The 17,593-nt window shown below is 31.5% G+C and carries 18 protein-coding genes, 2 tRNA genes and 2 rRNA genes (1 of these 22 cut by a window edge); 17 read left to right on the forward strand and 5 right to left on the reverse strand.

The window, feature by feature from the left end; all coding sequences use genetic code 11:
- From BN6774_RS02495 to BN6774_RS02510, 4 genes are all read left to right on the forward strand, one after another.
- Nucleotides 1-2,369: ribosomal RNA gene (locus tag BN6774_RS02495) — 23S ribosomal RNA — on the forward strand (it extends 536 nt beyond the left edge of the window).
- Between the two features lie 98 nt (nt 2,370-2,467).
- Nucleotides 2,468-2,584: ribosomal RNA gene (gene rrf, locus BN6774_RS02500) — 5S ribosomal RNA — on the forward strand.
- 5 nt (nt 2,585-2,589) lie between these two features.
- A tRNA-Phe gene (locus tag BN6774_RS02505) sits at nt 2,590-2,665 on the forward strand.
- A gap of 5 nt (nt 2,666-2,670) precedes the next feature.
- Nucleotides 2,671-2,745 (forward strand) — tRNA-Cys (locus tag BN6774_RS02510).
- 60 nt (nt 2,746-2,805) lie between these two features.
- Here the strand turns inward: BN6774_RS02510 and BN6774_RS02515 are convergent.
- Together BN6774_RS02515 and BN6774_RS02520 are read right to left on the reverse strand one after the other, a co-directional pair.
- Entirely contained in the window at nt 2,806-3,732 is a 927-nt protein-coding gene (locus BN6774_RS02515) for a S66 peptidase family protein (protein ID WP_066889752.1), read from the reverse strand.
- A 79-nt stretch (nt 3,733-3,811) separates the two neighbouring features.
- Nucleotides 3,812-4,759, reverse strand: a complete 948-nt coding sequence (locus BN6774_RS02520) for a magnesium transporter CorA family protein (RefSeq protein WP_066889754.1) — start codon at nt 4,757-4,759, stop codon at nt 3,812-3,814.
- A gap of 345 nt (nt 4,760-5,104) precedes the next feature.
- On the opposite strand from BN6774_RS02520, the gene BN6774_RS02525 reads away from it, so the two are divergent.
- Complete coding sequence (locus BN6774_RS02525) at nt 5,105-5,623, forward strand: hypothetical protein (protein WP_084766839.1); 519 nt, start codon at nt 5,105-5,107, stop codon at nt 5,621-5,623.
- 19 nt (nt 5,624-5,642) lie between these two features.
- Here the strand turns inward: BN6774_RS02525 and BN6774_RS02530 are convergent, their stop codons facing one another.
- Nucleotides 5,643-6,794: a zinc-binding metallopeptidase family protein gene (locus tag BN6774_RS02530; RefSeq protein WP_066889756.1), complete on the reverse strand. Its 1,152-nt coding sequence runs from the start codon at nt 6,792-6,794 to the stop codon at nt 5,643-5,645.
- A 162-nt stretch (nt 6,795-6,956) separates the two neighbouring features.
- Here BN6774_RS02530 and BN6774_RS02535 point away from each other — a divergent pair, with 162 nt between their 5' ends.
- The 7 genes from BN6774_RS02535 to BN6774_RS02565 all read left to right on the forward strand — a co-directional run bounded on the left by BN6774_RS02535 (nt 6,957) and on the right by BN6774_RS02565 (nt 10,576).
- On the forward strand, nt 6,957-7,172 hold the full coding sequence (locus BN6774_RS02535; RefSeq protein WP_066889758.1) for a sigma factor G inhibitor Gin: 216 nt from the start codon (nt 6,957-6,959) through the stop codon (nt 7,170-7,172).
- Nucleotides 7,173-7,182: 10 nt separating this feature from the next.
- The gene (gene tmk / locus BN6774_RS02540; protein ID WP_066889760.1) at nt 7,183-7,812 is read left to right on the forward strand and encodes a dTMP kinase; all 630 of its coding nucleotides are present in this window, start codon (nt 7,183-7,185) and stop codon (nt 7,810-7,812) included.
- Between the two features lie 89 nt (nt 7,813-7,901).
- A complete protein-coding gene (locus BN6774_RS02545) occupies nt 7,902-8,231 on the forward strand; it encodes a cyclic-di-AMP receptor (RefSeq protein WP_066889762.1) in 330 nt (109 codons plus the stop codon).
- Nucleotides 8,232-8,245: 14 nt separating this feature from the next.
- The gene (locus BN6774_RS02550) at nt 8,246-9,181 is read left to right on the forward strand and encodes a DNA polymerase III subunit delta' (RefSeq protein ID WP_066889764.1); all 936 of its coding nucleotides are present in this window, start codon (nt 8,246-8,248) and stop codon (nt 9,179-9,181) included.
- Nucleotides 9,182-9,183: 2 nt separating this feature from the next.
- Nucleotides 9,184-10,089, forward strand: coding sequence for a PSP1 domain-containing protein (locus BN6774_RS02555; protein ID WP_066889766.1), 906 nt, complete (start codon nt 9,184-9,186; stop codon nt 10,087-10,089).
- Between the two features lie 13 nt (nt 10,090-10,102).
- Nucleotides 10,103-10,306 (forward strand): heavy-metal-associated domain-containing protein, encoded by a 204-nt coding sequence (locus BN6774_RS02560; RefSeq protein ID WP_066889768.1) that lies wholly within the window; start codon nt 10,103-10,105, stop codon nt 10,304-10,306.
- Nucleotides 10,307-10,405: 99 nt separating this feature from the next.
- The gene (locus tag BN6774_RS02565) at nt 10,406-10,576 is read left to right on the forward strand and encodes a DUF362 domain-containing protein (protein WP_066889771.1); all 171 of its coding nucleotides are present in this window, start codon (nt 10,406-10,408) and stop codon (nt 10,574-10,576) included.
- A 17-nt stretch (nt 10,577-10,593) separates the two neighbouring features.
- On the opposite strand, the gene BN6774_RS02570 is transcribed toward BN6774_RS02565, so the two are convergent.
- Nucleotides 10,594-11,250, reverse strand: coding sequence for an MBL fold metallo-hydrolase (locus BN6774_RS02570; RefSeq protein WP_066889773.1), 657 nt, complete (start codon nt 11,248-11,250; stop codon nt 10,594-10,596).
- A gap of 148 nt (nt 11,251-11,398) precedes the next feature.
- Here BN6774_RS02570 and BN6774_RS02575 point away from each other — a divergent pair, with 148 nt between their 5' ends.
- From BN6774_RS02575 to BN6774_RS02595, 5 genes are all read left to right on the forward strand, one after another.
- Nucleotides 11,399-11,854: a CtsR family transcriptional regulator gene (locus BN6774_RS02575; RefSeq protein WP_066889774.1), complete on the forward strand. Its 456-nt coding sequence runs from the start codon at nt 11,399-11,401 to the stop codon at nt 11,852-11,854.
- Nucleotides 11,855-11,918: 64 nt separating this feature from the next.
- Nucleotides 11,919-14,357 carry an ATP-dependent Clp protease ATP-binding subunit gene (locus BN6774_RS02580; RefSeq protein ID WP_066889776.1) on the forward strand — a complete coding sequence of 813 codons (2,439 nt, stop codon included), beginning with the start codon at nt 11,919-11,921 and terminating at the stop codon, nt 14,355-14,357.
- Between the two features lie 196 nt (nt 14,358-14,553).
- The gene (gene trxB / locus BN6774_RS02585) at nt 14,554-15,498 is read left to right on the forward strand and encodes a thioredoxin-disulfide reductase (RefSeq protein WP_066889778.1); all 945 of its coding nucleotides are present in this window, start codon (nt 14,554-14,556) and stop codon (nt 15,496-15,498) included.
- Nucleotides 15,499-15,544: 46 nt separating this feature from the next.
- Nucleotides 15,545-15,769 (forward strand): glutaredoxin domain-containing protein, encoded by a 225-nt coding sequence (locus tag BN6774_RS02590; RefSeq protein WP_066889780.1) that lies wholly within the window; start codon nt 15,545-15,547, stop codon nt 15,767-15,769.
- A 13-nt stretch (nt 15,770-15,782) separates the two neighbouring features.
- Nucleotides 15,783-17,240 carry an NADP-dependent glyceraldehyde-3-phosphate dehydrogenase gene (locus BN6774_RS02595; protein ID WP_066889782.1) on the forward strand — a complete coding sequence of 486 codons (1,458 nt, stop codon included), beginning with the start codon at nt 15,783-15,785 and terminating at the stop codon, nt 17,238-17,240.
- A 93-nt stretch (nt 17,241-17,333) separates the two neighbouring features.
- On the opposite strand, the gene BN6774_RS02600 is transcribed toward BN6774_RS02595, so the two are convergent.
- Nucleotides 17,334-17,561: a glutaredoxin family protein gene (locus BN6774_RS02600; protein ID WP_066889785.1), complete on the reverse strand. Its 228-nt coding sequence runs from the start codon at nt 17,559-17,561 to the stop codon at nt 17,334-17,336.
- Nucleotides 17,562-17,593: the final 32 nt, after the last annotated feature.

A 17,593-nucleotide genomic window follows, 5' to 3' on the forward strand; every position in this document is an offset into this window, starting at 1 on the left:
ATAGAACCTGAAACCGTGTGCCTACAACCGGTCAAAGCCCCTTATGAGGGTGATGACGTGCTTTTTGTAGAACGAGCCAACGAGTTACGGTATGTAGCAAGGTTAAGTACTTAAGGTACGGAGCCGAAGGGAAACCGAGTCTTAATAGGGCGACTAGTTGCATGCCGTAGACCCGAAACCGGGTGACCTATCCATGGCCAGGTTGAAGCGGGGGTAAAACCCCGTGGAGGACCGAACCACGTTGCTGTTGAAAAAGCATGGGATGAGCTGTGGATAGCGGAGAAATTCCAATCGAACTCGGAGATAGCTGGTTCTCCTCGAAATAGCTTTAGGGCTAGCGTCGGATATGAGTAATGGAGGTAGAGCACTGAATGGGCTAGGGGGCATATCGCTTACCGAACCTTATCAAACTCCGAATGCCATATACTATTAGTCCGGCAGTCAGACTACGAATGATAAGATCCGTGGTCAAAAGGGAAAAAGCCCAGATCGTCAGCTAAGGTCCCAAAGTGTAAGTTAAGTGGTAAAGGATGTGGGATTTCTAAGACAACTAGGATGTTGGCTTAGAAGCAGCCACTCATTTAAAGAGTGCGTAATAGCTCACTAGTCGAGAGATCCTGCGCCGAAAATGTCCGGGGCTCAAACTTACCACCGAAGCTACGGGCTCAAGATTACTTGAGCGGTAGAGGAGCGTCGTAATCGGGCTGAAGTCGTACCGTAAGGAGCGGTGGACTGATTACGAGTGAGAATGTTGGCATTAGTAGCGAGATGTAAGTGAGAATCTTACAGGCCGAAAATCTAAGGTTTCCTGGGGAAGGCTCGTCCGCCCAGGGTTAGTCGGGACCTAAGCCGAGGCCGAAAGGCGTAGGTGATGGACAATTGGTTGATATTCCAATACCACTATTATCGTTATTATCGATGGTGTGACGGAGAAGGATAGGATGTGCTAGCGATTGGAAATGCTAGTCTAAGCATTTAGGGAGTTAAGATAGGCAAATCCGTCTTAACAATCCTGAGGTGTGATGGGGAAGGTCTTTTAGACTGAAGTATCTGATTCCCTGCTTCCAAGAAAAGCATCTAGAGAGAGAAATAGTGCCCGTACCGCAAACCGACACAGGTAGATGAGGAGAGAATCCTAAGGCCATCGGAAGAATTGCAGTTAAGGAACTAGGCAAATTGACCCCGTAAGTTAGCGAGAAGGGGTGCCTGTGAGAGCAGGCCGCAGAGAATAGGCCCAAGCAACTGTTTAGCAAAAACACAGGTCTCTGCTAAAGCGCAAGCTGATGTATAGGGGCTGACGCCTGCCCGGTGCTGGAAGGTTAAGGGGAACACTTAGCGCAAGCGAAGGTGTGAACTTAAGCCCCAGTAAACGGCGGCCGTAACTATAACGGTCCTAAGGTAGCGAAATTCCTTGTCAGGTAAGTTCTGACCCGCACGAATGGCGTAATGACTTGGGCACTGTCTCAACTGCAAATCCGGCGAAGTTGTAGTGCGAGTGAAGATGCTCGCTACCCGCGATTGGACGGAAAGACCCCGTAGAGCTTTACTGTAGCTTAGCATTGAGTTTCGATATTGTCTGTACAGGATAGGTGGGAGACTGAGAAGCTAGGGCGTCAGCCTTAGTGGAGTCATCCTTGGGATACCACCCTGACAGTATTGGGATTCTAACCGGACGCCATGAAACTGGTGACGGGACATTGTTAGGTGGGCAGTTTGACTGGGGCGGTCGCCTCCTAAAATGTAACGGAGGCGCCCAAAGGTTCCCTCAGAACGGTCGGAAATCGTTCGTAGAGTGCAAAGGCAGAAGGGAGCCTGACTGCGACACCCACAAGTGGAGCAGGGACGAAAGTCGGGCTTAGTGATCCGGTGGTACCTCGTGGGAGGGCCATCGCTCAACGGATAAAAGCTACCTCGGGGATAACAGGCTGATCTCCCCCAAGAGTCCACATCGACGGGGAGGTTTGGCACCTCGATGTCGGCTCGTCGCATCCTGGGGCTGTAGTAGGTCCCAAGGGTTGGGCTGTTCGCCCATTAAAGCGGCACGCGAGCTGGGTTCAGAACGTCGTGAGACAGTTCGGTCCCTATCCGTCGCGGGCGTAGGAAATTTGAGAGGAGCTGTCCTTAGTACGAGAGGACCGGGATGGACTGACCTCTGGTGCACCAGTTGTTCCGCCAGGAGCATAGCTGGGTAGCTAAGTCGGGAAGGGATAAACGCTGAAAGCATCTAAGCGTGAAGCCCCCCTCAAGATGAGATTTCCCATAGCATAAGCTAGTAAGACCCCTTGAAGAACACAAGGTTGATAGGTCAGAGGTGTAAGTGTGGTAACATATTTAGCTGACTGATACTAATAGGTCGAGGGCTTGACCAAAATAAGTTATTAATTCATATGCAATTTTCAGAGAACACTCTGAACTTCAAATAGAAGTACAAGATTCTTACCAAATGAAGATTTGGAGAATCATAACATCTGGTGATGATGGCGTAGAGGAAACACTCCTTTCCATTCCGAACAGGAAAGTTAAGCTCTACAGCGCCGATGGTACTGCATGGGAGACTGTGTGGGAGAGTAGGACGTTGCCAGGTAATGTGGCTCGATAGCTCAGTCGGTAGAGCAGAGGACTGAAAATCCTCGTGTCCCTGGTTCGATTCCTGGTCGAGCCACCAGGTATGGCGCTATAGCCAAGTGGTAAGGCAGAGGTCTGCAAAACCTTTATTCCCCGGTTCAAATCCGGGTGGCGCCTCCAAATAAAAATCCTACAAGGAAATCTTGTAGGATTTTTTTGCGTCTAAAAAATATTTATTAACTATTTAAAAATAATTTCTTTTTGAATAAGCAAATTTTCCCTACAAGAAAACTTAAAGCTACTTCCTATAGGGAAGGTTATATTAGGATAATCATGACCTATTTTAATGCCTTGAATTATGGGGATATTAAAAGGGATAAGTTTTTCTTTTAGTATTTCTTCAACAGTAATATTATTATTTTTATTTATACAATTAGTGAAATATCCTATAATTATTCCTGATAATTTTTGAATTTTTCCACAGGATATTAACTGAGATAGCATTCTATCCACAACATAAGGGCTTTCATCAACATCTTCAATTAGTAAAATATTATTATTAAAATTTATTTCATATGGTGTTCCTAAAGTAGAGCAAATAATAGATAAATTGCCGCCAACTATATTTCCAGTAAAATCTTTTTTGTTCCAAATTAAAAAGTTATCAGAACAAATATCTTTTAAATTGTAAATAATCTTACTTTTATTATGTTTAATTATCTTAAGAAAATATTCTTTAGTAGTAATGTCATTAAAGTTTGAAGTTATCATTGGACCATGAAAAGTTGGAAAGTTACATTTATTATTAATATAATTTAGTAGTAATGTTATATCGCTATATCCAAAGAAAGGCTTTGGATTATTTTTTATTAATTTTAAATCTAGATATTGAGCCATTCTAATTGAACCGTATCCGCCTCTAAGACAGATAATGGCCTCAATTTTCTTATCTGCAAACATAGAATTTAAATCCTCAGCTCTATCTTTATCATTTCCTGCTAAATAACCATAGTTATCATATAAATGTTTTCCTTTTTTTATTTTAAAACCTAATTTTTCAAAGGATTCTATTTTTGAGTCAATAGATTCTGGGGATTCAGGGGAAGCAGGAGCTACTATTCCGATGGTTGCGTAATTATTTAGGACCTTAAGTTTTCTTTTGAACAAAAATATACACCTACTTTATAATACTTATATTTTAATATATTATAAAAAAAATAAAGCTAGTACAAAGCTAGCTTTATTTTTATGAAAACATATCTTTTTTGTAAAGTAAATAAGCTGTTCCAAAGGTTAAAACTAAGGTTATAATCATAGTTATTTCAAATCCGTATTCGTTATGAATAAGTGGCATTCTAATAAAGTTCATACCAAATAATCCGCCTATAACTGTTGGAATAGCCATTAAAATAGTAACAGAGGCTAAGACCTTCATAACTATATTTAGATTATTAGAGATAACTGATGCAAAAAAGTCCATAGTACTAGCAAGTATATTACTATAAATTTCAGTCATTTCTATTGCCTGTTTATTTTCTATAATTACATCTTCTAAGACATCTTGATCTTCTTCATATTTTTGCATTATATCAAGTTTTAACATTTTTTCTAAGGTTATCTCATTTGCTTTAAGAGATGTTGAAAAGTAAACCAATGATTTTTCAAGAGAATGTAATTGAATCAATTCTCTATTTTTCATGGATTTATGGAGTCTTTTTTCTATCATTAAGCTTTTTTTATCTATTTGTCTTAAGTAAACTAAGTAAGAATTAGATATTCTACTTAATATTTGTAATATGAATCGTGATTTTTTAAATGAGAAAAAAGATTTAACCTTTCCATTTATAAAATCAGTTAATATTCTACTATTTTTTAAGCAAACAGTTATTATTTGTTTTTCAGTATGTATTATTGCTAAAGGATATGTATCGTATGTTAAGGAGTTATCCTCCATTTCAGTAAAAGGAATATCCACTATAACTAATAGGCAATTATCCTCAATATCTATACGAGAGGTTTCTTCGTCATCTAAAGGAGCTTTTAAAAAGGATAGTGGGACACCAGTCTTTTTAGATATTAATATTAGTTCTTCATCTGATGGTGCTATTATGTTTATCCAACATCCTGGTTCTAAATTATCTAATATTTTTAGTGATGGATTATTTTCACCAATACTTTTGTATATTTGTATCATAATTAAACCTCCTAAATAGATTTCATAGATAATTATACTATGTATTATTGATTTTGTAACATACTTAAATAATTTTATTTTTTTTAGAAATTATTCAAAGTCTATAATTCTAATAAATTTTTAAATTTCCTTATATAAGTTTATTTAATTATAAATATAGAGATAATTGGAGATATTCATAGTAATAATGCAAGTGAATAAAATAATTCATCTTAACTTTGGATAATGCTATAAATACAATCTTTATTAATTGAAAACAAATCTGGTCAAATATAAAAATAATTAGTATAATCACGATATTGCTTATTACATGGAAGTAATATTTAATGGGGGATAAATGAGAAAATGATGCATAGAGAAATTGTTGCAAAAAAGAGAGTTCCAGTTATAGCTATGATTTTATTTTCAATTACGGCTATTCTTTATTTAGCAGAGGCAATTGAAAGATCTAAATATAATCAGCATATAATTGGATATATCTTTAATGGAACATTAGTAGTTGTAACAGTAGTTTTAATATCGAAGGAGATTAGAAGTTGTTTTGTTTCTTATAAGTATGCAGTTATTGCAGACAAGCTTATAATTAATTTAATAAGTAATAAGGAAGAAAAGAACTTAGAAAGCATAAGAATGTCTGATGTAGTCTATATAGGAGAAAAGTCAGATATGCCTAAGGAATACCAATTTACTATTAAGTGTAAAAAATACTTATGCAATAGAATAGGTGCTAAATCTTATTATTGTATTTTTAAAAATGGAAACAAATTAGAAAAAATTAAATTTCAACCAAGCGATAAGTTTATTAATAAAATAATAAGGCATGGAGAATTAAAATGTAACTTAACTAGAAAAGAAGTAGTATAAAATAGGCTCTGTTTAGAGCCTATTTTTTATAGAATTCATTTTTTACTTCACTAAGGAGATTTTCCTTTGCAATAATATCATGACCAGTAAAGGCTAGTGCTAAAGCTACTTTTAATGATTCTTCTATAGCATGATTAGAAATAGTGGCATTAGCAAAATTTTTAGTCCCATATTTTATATTATTATCTTCTATTATAGAGAAGAAAGGTTGAATGCATGGAATAGTTTTACTTACTATGCCTAAACTTAATCCAGAATGTATATCTCTAGGACCATCAATATTAATGATACCTGTTTCTTTAAGGTTATGACTAAACAACCTATTTAAAGTTCTATTAGTTATTAGTTCTTCATTTTCAGGTTCATATAATGAAATTGTATTTTGGACTCTAATAAGCTTAGATACATAAATAGCAATTTCCCTTAATTTACTTTCTACTATTCTAGCTATATCCATTTCTTTAGATCTTATATAAAATTTAGCTTCTGATTCTATAGGTAATAGTAAAGGGGTAAATCCTCCATTAGATAAAATGGAGTTTACTTCTACATCTTTTGGAAACCCCTTCAATAATGAATTTAATATATTAAAAGTTAAAAGTATTCCATCTAATGATGTATAAGTTTCTTTATTTAGGAAGCTAAGTCCACTGTGACCAAGAAATTTAATACTTAGAGGAATAATTGCAGAAGAACTTCCGCTTTCTGAAGTTACAACATCAGGATGAGCAACTAGAACAACGTCAATATCATTAAAAACTCCTTGTTTAACCATTACTGATTTAGTACCACCTAAATATTCGCCAGGACACCCTATTAATGTCACAGAACCACCTATCTTTTCGATAATTGAACTTAAAGCTAAGGCTGCAGCTACAGAGGTAGTAGTTAGTAAATTGTGACCTGTAATATGCCCTTCATTTTCAATAGCATCATATTCACACAAAAAGCAAATATTTGGATTGCCACTTCCCTTAGATGCATAGAATGAGGTTTTTAAATCTAAAAAATTTTTTTTGATTTCAAAGTTATGTTTCTCTAATAAATTACAAATATAATTATAAGAGTTAAACTCATCATAGCTTTTTTCTGGATTGTCGTATAAAAATCTATTTAAGCTTTTTAAATCATCTTTATGCTTTTCAATATAACTAATCATTTCTTGTTTCATTTTAAGTTCCTCCCAATTTATTATGTTTATAATTTTCCCTAAAGTAGAATATTTATTTATTTTTTAAGAATTTATAAAAAGTTTTACTGATTAAATAGCATTTACAAAAAGTATAAAAATTATAATAAGGGGTGAGAATTATAATAAAAAGGGGGAATTATTATGGATTTAAAAAATAAAACAATTGACGAAAATAAAAATAAGTGTAAGGTTTGTAGTAAAGAATTATGTTTAGGTGATATAATTACTAAGGAAAGTTTATTATGTCATGGTTGTTACGATATAATTTCCAATATTGAAGTCAATGATATACAATATGAGTTTTATAAAGAAAATGTAAAGAAATGGCTTTTAAGAAAATATAAATTAATAATATGAGGTAAATAAAATGAACAGAGGAAAGTTTATAGTATTTGAAGGTGGAGAAGGTTCGGGGAAAAGCACTATATTAGAAATGATATACGAGTTTTTAATTGATAGTGGAATAGAATGTATTAAAACTAGAGAACCCGGTGGAATAAGAATTTCAGAGAATATAAGAAACATCATTTTAGATACAAAGAATACAGAAATGGATAGAAAAACAGAAGCATTGTTATATGCAGCTGCCAGAAGACAGCATTTAGTAGAAAAGGTTATTCCAGAACTAAATAAGGGAAAAATAGTTTTATGTGATAGGTTTATTTTTTCCTCTTTGGCATATCAAGGATATGCAAGAGAAATAGATGTTAAAGAAATATTTGAAATAAATAAGTTTGCAGTAGGGGAATATATGCCAGATTTAAATATATTATTTGATGTCTCTCCAGAAGTAGGATTGTCCAGAATAAACAAAAATAAAGATAGGGAAGTTAATAGATTGGATTTAGAAAAGTTAGATTTTCATAATAAGGTAAGAGATGGATATTATAAATTAGTAGAAGAAAATCAAGATAATTTTCAAGTTATAAACGCAGAAAAGTCTATAGAAGAAGTTTTTAATGAAGTTAAGAATATAATTTTGAACTTTATTGAATAAAATATAATATAAAATAAAGTTTTTGCTTAATTTACAGAGCATTTATGATAAAATATTATAAAGGAGAATATTTTACGGGAGGGGTTAATATGAAACTAGTAATAGCTATGGTACAGGATGATGATGCACTAGATTTGGTTGACGCAATTACTGAGGCTGGATTTAGAGTAACTAAATTAGCATCAACAGGAGGGTTTTTAAAATCTGGTAATACAACCTTAATTATAGGTGTAGAAGCAGACAAGGTACAAAAGGTTATAGATGTCGTAGAAGATATTTGTAAAACTAGAAAGCAAATTATTACTACGCCAACTCCTATAACAGGTAATATGGATATGTATATGTCTTATCCAATTGAAATTGAAGTTGGAGGAGCAACAATATTCGTAGTAGATGTAGATCAATTTATTAAAATATAATTTTGGAGGGTGTAATGGGAGAAATTATTGGACATAAAAGCATAATAGATAGTTTCAAAAAAAGAGTAGACTTAAGTGAAATTTCCCATGCACATATAATTGTAGGAGCCGATGGTATTGGAAAAAGTAATTTAGCTAATAAATTTGCTAGAAATATATTAGGTAAATTAGAAGATAAGGATTATATTGATATTATAAATTATAGGTGTAAAAAAGCTTCATTTGGGGTTGATGATGTTAGAGAAATCGTAGAAGAAATCAATAAGAAGCCTTTTGAGGGAGATAAAAAGGTAATAATAATTTATGATGGAAATAAATTAACAGTACAAGCACAAAATGCACTTCTAAAGACTATAGAAGAACCACCTAATGGTGTTTATATAATTTTATTATGTGAAAGTTTAGAATTAATTTTAGATACTATAAAATCAAGATGTCAGATTTATAAGCTATCTCCTTTAACCAAAGGAGAAATAAGAACTTATTTAAGTAATATGAACAGTGATGATTTTAGTGAAGAAGAAGTTAATGCTGCTATTGCCTTTAGTGAGGGGGTCCCTGGAAAAGCTGAAGCCTTTTTAAGGGATTCCTCTTTAAAGGACTTAAGAAATACCTTAGTAGAACTTTTATTTTTAATAACAAAGAGTAGTTCTATAGAACTTTTAGATTTTGAAACAAAAATAGTAGTATTTAAGGATAAGAAGGAAGATATATTAAACATTTTAGCCTCCTTTATAAGAGATATAATAGTTTATAAGGAAATCAATGATGACAATGGAATAATAAATGGGGATAAAATTGAAAGCATAAAAAAATTAGCTATTGAAATGTCCTATAAGAAACTCAATAAAATTATTGATAAAATAGGAGAGGCTAGAAAATCATTACTAAGCAATTCTAATTTTCAATTAACTATTAGAGTTATGCTTATAGGTTTTATGGAGGTTTAATAATGATAAAAGTAATAGGCGTTAGATTTAAGAAAGCCGGAAAGATATATTATTTTGATCCTAGTGGATTAGAAATAAAAAAAGGTGATTTTGTTGTTGTTGAAACAGCAAGAGGAATAGAATTTGGAGAATGCGTTATAGGGATTAAGGAAATTCCTGAATCAGATATAGTAGCTCCATTAAAGAGCGTTATTAGAGTAGCTCAAGAAGATGACATAAATAAACATAAGGAAAATAAGGTAAAGGAAAAAGATGCCTTAGATATATGTTTGAAAAAAATTGAAGAGCATGGATTAAATATGAAATTAATAGATGTAGAATATACCTTTGACAATAATAAAGTTATATTTTACTTTACTGCAGATGGAAGAGTAGATTTTAGAGAACTAGTTAAGGATTTAGCAACAATATTTAAGACTAGAATAGAGCTTAGACAAATAGGAGTAAGAGACGAGGCGAAGATGCTTGGAGGTTTAGGACCTTGTGGAAGACCATTATGCTGTTCGACATTCCTTGGAGATTTTGCTTCAGTATCAATAAAAATGGCTAAGGAACAAAACTTGTCATTAAATCCAACTAAAATATCAGGTATCTGTGGAAGACTAATGTGTTGCTTAAATTATGAGCAAAGTACTTATGAAGACATAAGAAAGAGATTACCTAAGATCGGTTCTATAGTAAAAATGGGTGATTTTAAGGGTGAAGTTATTAGTAATAATACCGTTAAAGAAAATGTGAAAGTTAAGTATAGAAGAGGCGATGAAGAGGTAGTAGAAGAATTTAAGATAGATGATATTGAATTAATTGAAGGTGGATATGAAGATTCTATAGATGAATCTGAAATTAAATTAGAAATAGATTCACCAGAAGATAAAAATCTAATAAAGGATCTAATAAAGGATAGTTAAAGGAGGGTATTAAATGAAGACAGTATTAAAGATTTCAAATCTTAATACAAATAATGATGTTATTAGTATAAAAGATGTTATATCTCATAACGAAGGCGTTATTGCTTGTGAAATTAGTATATCTAAAAAAGAAGTTAACATTGTTTATGATGATAAAACTGTAGTTTTAGATAGAATAATAGCATCTATTGAAGAACTAGGATACAGTATTAATTAAAATTATATTTTAGATATTTTTTTAGAAGTCTTTAAAATTTTTTACCCTTATGATAAAATAGTGATTGAAATAGATTCATAATATTAGGAGGTGCTGATAATGGCATTTAAAATTGAAGATTCATGCATCAACTGTGGTGCTTGCGCTGCAGAATGTCCAGTTAATGCTATAAGTCAAGGAGATACTCAATTCGTTATCGATGAGGATACTTGCATAGATTGTGGAAACTGTGCAAATGTTTGTCCAGTAGGAGCTCCAGTACAAGCATAATTCTACATAAAGAACCGCTAAATTAGCGGTTCTTTATTATTTTGTCTTAATAATATTACTGTCTGTTTGTTAAAAAAGTCTAAGTCCTGTGAATAAATTATATTAGAGTTATAAGAAATTATATTTTTATAAGAAGTTAAAAATTTAAGTGGTCCGTCTAGATAAAAGTATTCTGAGGATGTTTTAAAACTCATTGGAACTATATATTTAGGTTTTATTTCTGAGGCAAGCTTAGAAGCTGAGTGTCCATCTAAGCAAAAGTGGCCACCAACAGGTATAAATAAAACATCAATATCTAATAAATTACTAATTAAATCGTCATCCAATATATGGCCTAAGGAGCCAAGATGGCATAATTTAAAACCATCTATTTCTATAATATAAATTATATTTTCACCTCTTTTAAAACCTTCATAATTATCTCTAAAGCTAGTAAATCCTTCAATACGAAAGTGATTATCTTGATATTTTAATGCTGAATTAATTATTTTACAATTACTATCTATATAATAATTAATAATTTCATTGTTATGAGAGTGACTAAATGTAATTATATCTGGGCTTAAATCATATTTTTGTATATAGGGATATATTTGCATTGGATCTAGGAGAATTTTCTTTCCAAAAGAATTTTTTATTAAAAAACTATTATGGCCAATCCACTTAATTTCCATATGTATCACCTCTTATATAGTTTAAACAAAAGGAGTAACATAATTCCTTTAAAATGAAAAATATAATAATTGGACATATTAAAACTAATAATATATAATAAAAGTCAAAGAAGGTCAATTTTGAAACTAAGTTTAAGAAGGTGAATATATGGCAAGAATTTCAGATACAATAGAAAATTTTATAAAGGATTTATTAAATGAAGAAAGAGAAAGAAAAATATTAATTCAAAGAAATGAATTAGCAGATAAATTTTCCTGTGCACCATCTCAAATAAATTATGTTTTAACTACTAGGTTTACTTATGAAAAAGGATATATTATTGAAAGTAAAAGAGGTGGCGGGGGATGTATAGTTATTAAAAAGATAACATACGATGATAAGGCTGAAAGGTTAAATATAATAAATAATTCTATAGGGGAAAGTATAACCTATGGAAATGCTTTATCTATTTTAAATCATTTAAAGGATACGAAATCTATTACTAATAAGGAGTACGAGATTATTAAAATTTCTTTAAATGACAGAACTTTAACATCTGTTGATGATAAAAATAAACTTAGAGCAGATATGTTAAAGGGAATTTTAGCTATTGTATTATCTTAATGTATGTTATATATCTATAGTTTGTCTGTGAATTGTAATTTAGCAATAGGGTATGGAGGTATTTATGGTTTTTGGTAAATTTACAGAAAGAGCTCAGACAGTACTTTTAGAAGCTCAAAAGGAATCACAGTATTTTAAACATGGATATATAGGAACTGAGCATATTCTTTTGGGAATATTAAAAGAGGGGGGCTTTGCTAACAAAGTATTATATATTAATGGAGTTACAATAGATAAAGCTAGAAATATTATAGAAGAATACTTAGGTTTTGGAGATATTGATATATCAATAGGAGAAATGTTATTAAATCCTAGAACTAAGAGAATATTTGATGATAGCTTAGCTAAATCAATGATGTATAATCATAATTATATAAATCCAGAACATATTCTTTTAGCTCTATTAGACGATATTGAGAGTATAGCTTACACAATAATTTCAAATTTAAAAGTAGATTTAAAATTAGTAAAAAATGAACTTGTAAATTTTCTTAATAAAAATGATTCAAAGGATTTAAAGCAATCAGATGATAAAAGTAAGAAGAATGGTGTAAAGACTCCTATGTTAAGTCAATATGGTAGAGACTTAACTTTATTAGCTAAGGAAGGAAAGCTTGATCCAGTTATAGGGAGAAAAAATGAAAATAAAAGAGTCCTTGAGATATTATGTAGAAGAGGAAAAAATAATCCATGCTTAATAGGAGAACCTGGAGTAGGTAAAACTGCTGTTATAGAGGGATTGGCTCAATTAATAGCAGAAGGTAAGGTTCCTGATATATTGAAAGATAAATCTATAATAGCTTTAGATTTAACTGCTATGATAGCTGGAGCTAAGTATAGAGGTGAATTTGAAGATAGATTAAAGAAAGTTATGAGCGAGATAGTAAATTCTCAAGATATAATAATATTTATAGATGAGATTCATACTATAGTTGGAGCAGGCGGAGCAGAAGGAGCAATAGATGCATCAAATATTTTAAAACCTGCACTTGCTAGAGGAGAAATTAAATGTATTGGAGCAACTACTATAGATGAATACAGAAAGTATATAGAAAAAGATTCAGCTTTAGAAAGAAGATTCCAACCTGTAATGGTAGAAGAACCATCAACTGAGGAAACTCTAGAAATATTAAAAGGTCTTAGAGAAAAATATGAAATTCATCATATGGTTAAGATTGAAGATGAGGCACTAGAGGCAGCAGTAGAATTATCTAATAGGTATATAAGTGATAGGTTTATGCCAGATAAAGCTATTGATTTAATTGATGAAGCTTCTGCAAAGGTAAGAATAGAAAATTTAGTTTCACCACCAGAAGTTATTGATTTACAAAAAAGTTTAGATGATATTTCTAGGTATAAGGAACTTGCAATTAAAAGCCAAAACTTTGAAAGGGCAGCTTATCTAAGAGATGAAGAAAAGGAAATTAAAGATAAGCTTAATAACTTAAAAATTAATTATAATATAAGTGAATTTAGTAATATAGTAAATAAAGAGCAGATAGCAAAAGTAGTATCAGTATGGTCTAAGATTCCAGTAGAAAAGTTAACTGAAGCAGAATCCGAAAGGTTATTAAAGTTAGAGGATATTCTTCAAGAAAGAATTATAGGACAGAAAGAAGCTGTTACTGCAGTTGCAAGAGCTATAAGAAGAGCGAGAGTTGGGTTAAAGGATCCTAATAGGCCAATAGGAGCATTTATATTCTGTGGACCAACAGGCGTTGGTAAAACTGAGCTTTCTAATACTTTAGCAGAAGTGTTGTTTGGAGATAGAAAAAATCTAATACGAATAGACATGTCTGAATATATGGAAAAGCATTCTGTATCTAGATTAATAGGAGCTCCTCCGGGATATGTAGGCTATGAAGAGGGAGGACAATTAACAGAAGCTGTAAGAAGGAATCCTTATTCTGTTGTACTATTAGATGAAATTGAAAAGGCTCATTCAGATATTTTTAATATTCTTCTTCAAATCATGGAAGATGGAAAGCTTACGGATAGTAAAGGAAGAACTGTTAATTTTAAAAATACTATTATCATAATGACTTCAAATGTTGGAGCACATGATATAAAAAAACAGAGTACAGTTGGATTCTTCAATCAAAGTAATTTTGAAAATAATGAATATGAAAATATGAAGAAAAACATAATGGAAGAGGTAAAAAAACAGTTTAAACCGGAGTTTTTAAATAGAATAGATGAAGTTATAGTATTTGAGAAATTAAGAGATAAGGATATATTAAAAATTGTTAACTTAATGCTTAATAATACAATAGATAAATTAAGAGAGAGAAAAATAACAATAAACTTAAATGAGGATAGTAAAAAATTCTTAGTAAATAAGGGTGTTGATATTAATTATGGTGCAAGGCCTTTAAGAAGAATAATTGCAAAAGAGTTAGAAGATAAGTTAAGTGAAGAAATGCTAAAAGGCTGCATTAAGGGTGGAGACAATTTAGAAGTTTATTGTAATGGAGAAGAACTTTATTTCAAGCATATATCATAATATAAAGAAAGATTTTCTTTTAGAAAATCTTTCTTTTGCTATTTGTAATAATAAATTATTAATAGTTTAATACTATAAAAAAGATAAAAAATATAGAATTAATAAAAATTATTATATAAAAGTAGTTGCAATTTAAAATGTAGAAGCATATAATTAATATAAAGATTATACCCCTGGGGGGTAGGAGGAGAAAGCTATGAGTAAAGAAATAAAACATAAAGAACTTATAATAATCGGTGGAGGCCCTGCTGGTCTAACTGCTGCTATTTATGCAAGTAGAGCAAAATTAGATATGCTTTTAATAGAAGATCAAATATTAGGAGGTCAAGTTAGAAATAGTTATACTATTGAAAACTATCCAGGATTTAAAAAAGTTTCAGGAGCAGAGCTTGCAGATTTAATGCAACAACAAGCTGAAGAACTTGGCGCTGAAATTGATGAGTTTGATATGATTGAAAAAGTTGATTTTAGTAATGATGAAAAGATAATTGAAACTAATAGTTATATATATAAAACTGATGCAGTTATTATAGCAACAGGAGCCACACCTAGAAAACTACCTATTCCTAATGAAGAGAAGTTTTCAGGGAAGGGGATACATTATTGTGCAGTATGCGATGGTGCAATGTATGAAGGAAAAGTAGTTGGTGTAGTTGGAGGAGGAAACTCTGCATTAGAAGAAGCTTTATTTTTAACTAAGTTTGCATCTAAAGTATATATGATAAGAAGATATGACTATTTTAAAGGTGAAAAAGCAACTATAGAAGAAGTTATGAATCATCCAAAAATAGAAGTATTATTTAATGAAGATTTAGTTGATGTTGATGGTGAAGACTTTATGGAAAAAGCCATAATAAAAAACACTATAGATGGTAGTGAAAAAGTCATGAATATGGATGCAATATTTGGATTTATAGGAACAGAACCAAAGACAGAGCATTTTAAAGAATTTATAGAACTAACAGCTGGAGGCTATGTTAAGACTGATGAGCTTATGAGAACCAAGGTTCATGGAGTTTTTGCAGCAGGAGATGTTAGAGAAAAAGAATATAGACAAATAACTACAGCCGTTGCTGATGGAACTATAGCAGCATTACAAGCGGAAAAAGTTATAGTTGAAAATAAAAAAAGTAATAAATAATAAAGTTTTGATAATAATAAATTAAAGTACAGTAAGGAGAAATAATATGATAAAAATATATTCAACATCATGGTGCCCATCTTGTGTGAAGGCAAAGAGATTTTTTGAAATGAAGGGTTGGGAATACCAAGAAATAAATGTAGCAGATAAACATGAGGATAGAGAAGAAGTATTTAAGGTCTCAGGACAAAGAACTGTACCTGTTATTGATATAGATGGAGAAATTATAGTTGGATTTGATAAAAATAAAATAGAATTAGCAAAAAAATAGAAGGGGGCAAATAATGTTTAGTTGTATAATAGGAGAGGAATTTACCTTTAAAAATTTAGTTAATGGTCAATGGGTAACTAGTAATAGTAATAAGTTCATTGATATTTATTCACCAATAGGGAACTGTTTAGTGGGGAAAGTTCCAGCAATGACTAAGGAAGAAGTGGATTTTGCAATTAAGAGTGCAGATGAAGCACAAAAACTATGGAGAAACGTTCCAGTTAATGAAAGAGCAGAAGTATTATATAAGGCAGCAGATTTGTTAATAGAGAAGGCAGATGAAATGTCAGATATAATGATGAGAGAAATTGGAAAAGATAAGAAATCAGCTGAGTCAGAAATATTAAGATCAGCGGACTATATTAGATTTACAGCAGATACAGCAAAGAATTTAGCTGGTGAAAGTATTCCAGGGGACAGCTTCCCAGGATTTAAGAAAAATAAAATATCTTTGGTAACAAGAGAACCATTAGGAGTAGTATTAGCTATATCTCCATTTAACTATCCAATAAACTTAGCATCTTCAAAGATTGCACCAGCTTTAATAGCTGGAAATACTGTAGTGTTAAAACCTGCAACTCAAGGAAGTCTTTGCGGATTATATTTAGCTAAAGTGTTTGAGCAAGCAGGAGTTCCAGCAGGTGTATTAAATACTATTACTGGAAGAGGAAGTGAAATAGGAGACTATATAGTTACTCATCCTGAAATTGATTTTATTAATTTTACTGGAAGTACAGAAGTTGGTACTAGAATTTCAAAAATAACAAGCATGGTGCCATTACTAATGGAACTTGGTGGTAAGGATGCAGCAATTGTATTAAAGGATGCTGATTTAGATTTAGCAGCAGCTAATATAGTTTCTGGAGCATATTCTTATTCAGGACAAAGATGTACAGCTGTTAAAAGAATATTAGTAGTTGATGAAATTGCAGACAAATTAGTTGAAAAAGTTAAGGAAAAAGTTGAAAAATTAAAGGTAGGAAATCCAGTAGATGGTGCAGAAGTAGTTCCACTAATAGATAATAAAGCAGCAGACTTTGTTTGGGAATTAATTGATGATGCAAGAGAAAAGGGTGCTCATTTATTGGTTGGTGGTAAGAGAGAAGATAATCTAATTTATCCAACTCTATTTGACTATGTAACAACTGATATGAGATTAGCTTGGGAAGAACCATTTGGTCCAGTATTACCAATAATAAGAGTAAAAGATAAGGATGAGGCAATAGATATTGCTAATAAATCTGAATATGGATTACAATCATCAGTATTTACTGAAAACATTAATGAAGCTTTTTATGTAGCTGAAAGATTAGAAGTTGGTACAGTTCAAGTTAATAATAAAACTGAAAGAGGACCAGATCATTTCCCATTCTTAGGAGTTAAGGCATCTGGAATAGGAACTCAAGGTATAAGATATTCAATAGAAGCTATGTCAAGACCAAAGGCTACTGTTATTAATATAGGAAGATAATATAAACAAAGGGAGCTGTTTTTAACAGCTCCCTTTGTTTTACTATGTTTATAACGATAAAAGTTAAAATAAACTTAGTAATAGTAATTTAAATTAAAGATTTAAAGCTTTATCAATAGCATTTTTATCAAATCCAACAATAACAGTACCATTTATATCTAAAACAGGAACTCCCATTTGTTTTGATTTATTGATCATTTCATCTCTAGCAGTCATATCTTCTTGCACATTAAATTCTTCAAATTGAACATTTACTGATTTTAAATAATTTTTTGCTTTTACACACCATGGACAAGAGTTTGTACTATAAACTTTAACCATTTGTAATCCTCCTTTTTTATTATCAATAGATA

The organism is Clostridium nigeriense, from assembly GCF_900086595.1.
In the GTDB taxonomy this organism is placed as follows: Bacteria; Bacillota; Clostridia; order Clostridiales; family Clostridiaceae; genus Clostridium; species Clostridium nigeriense.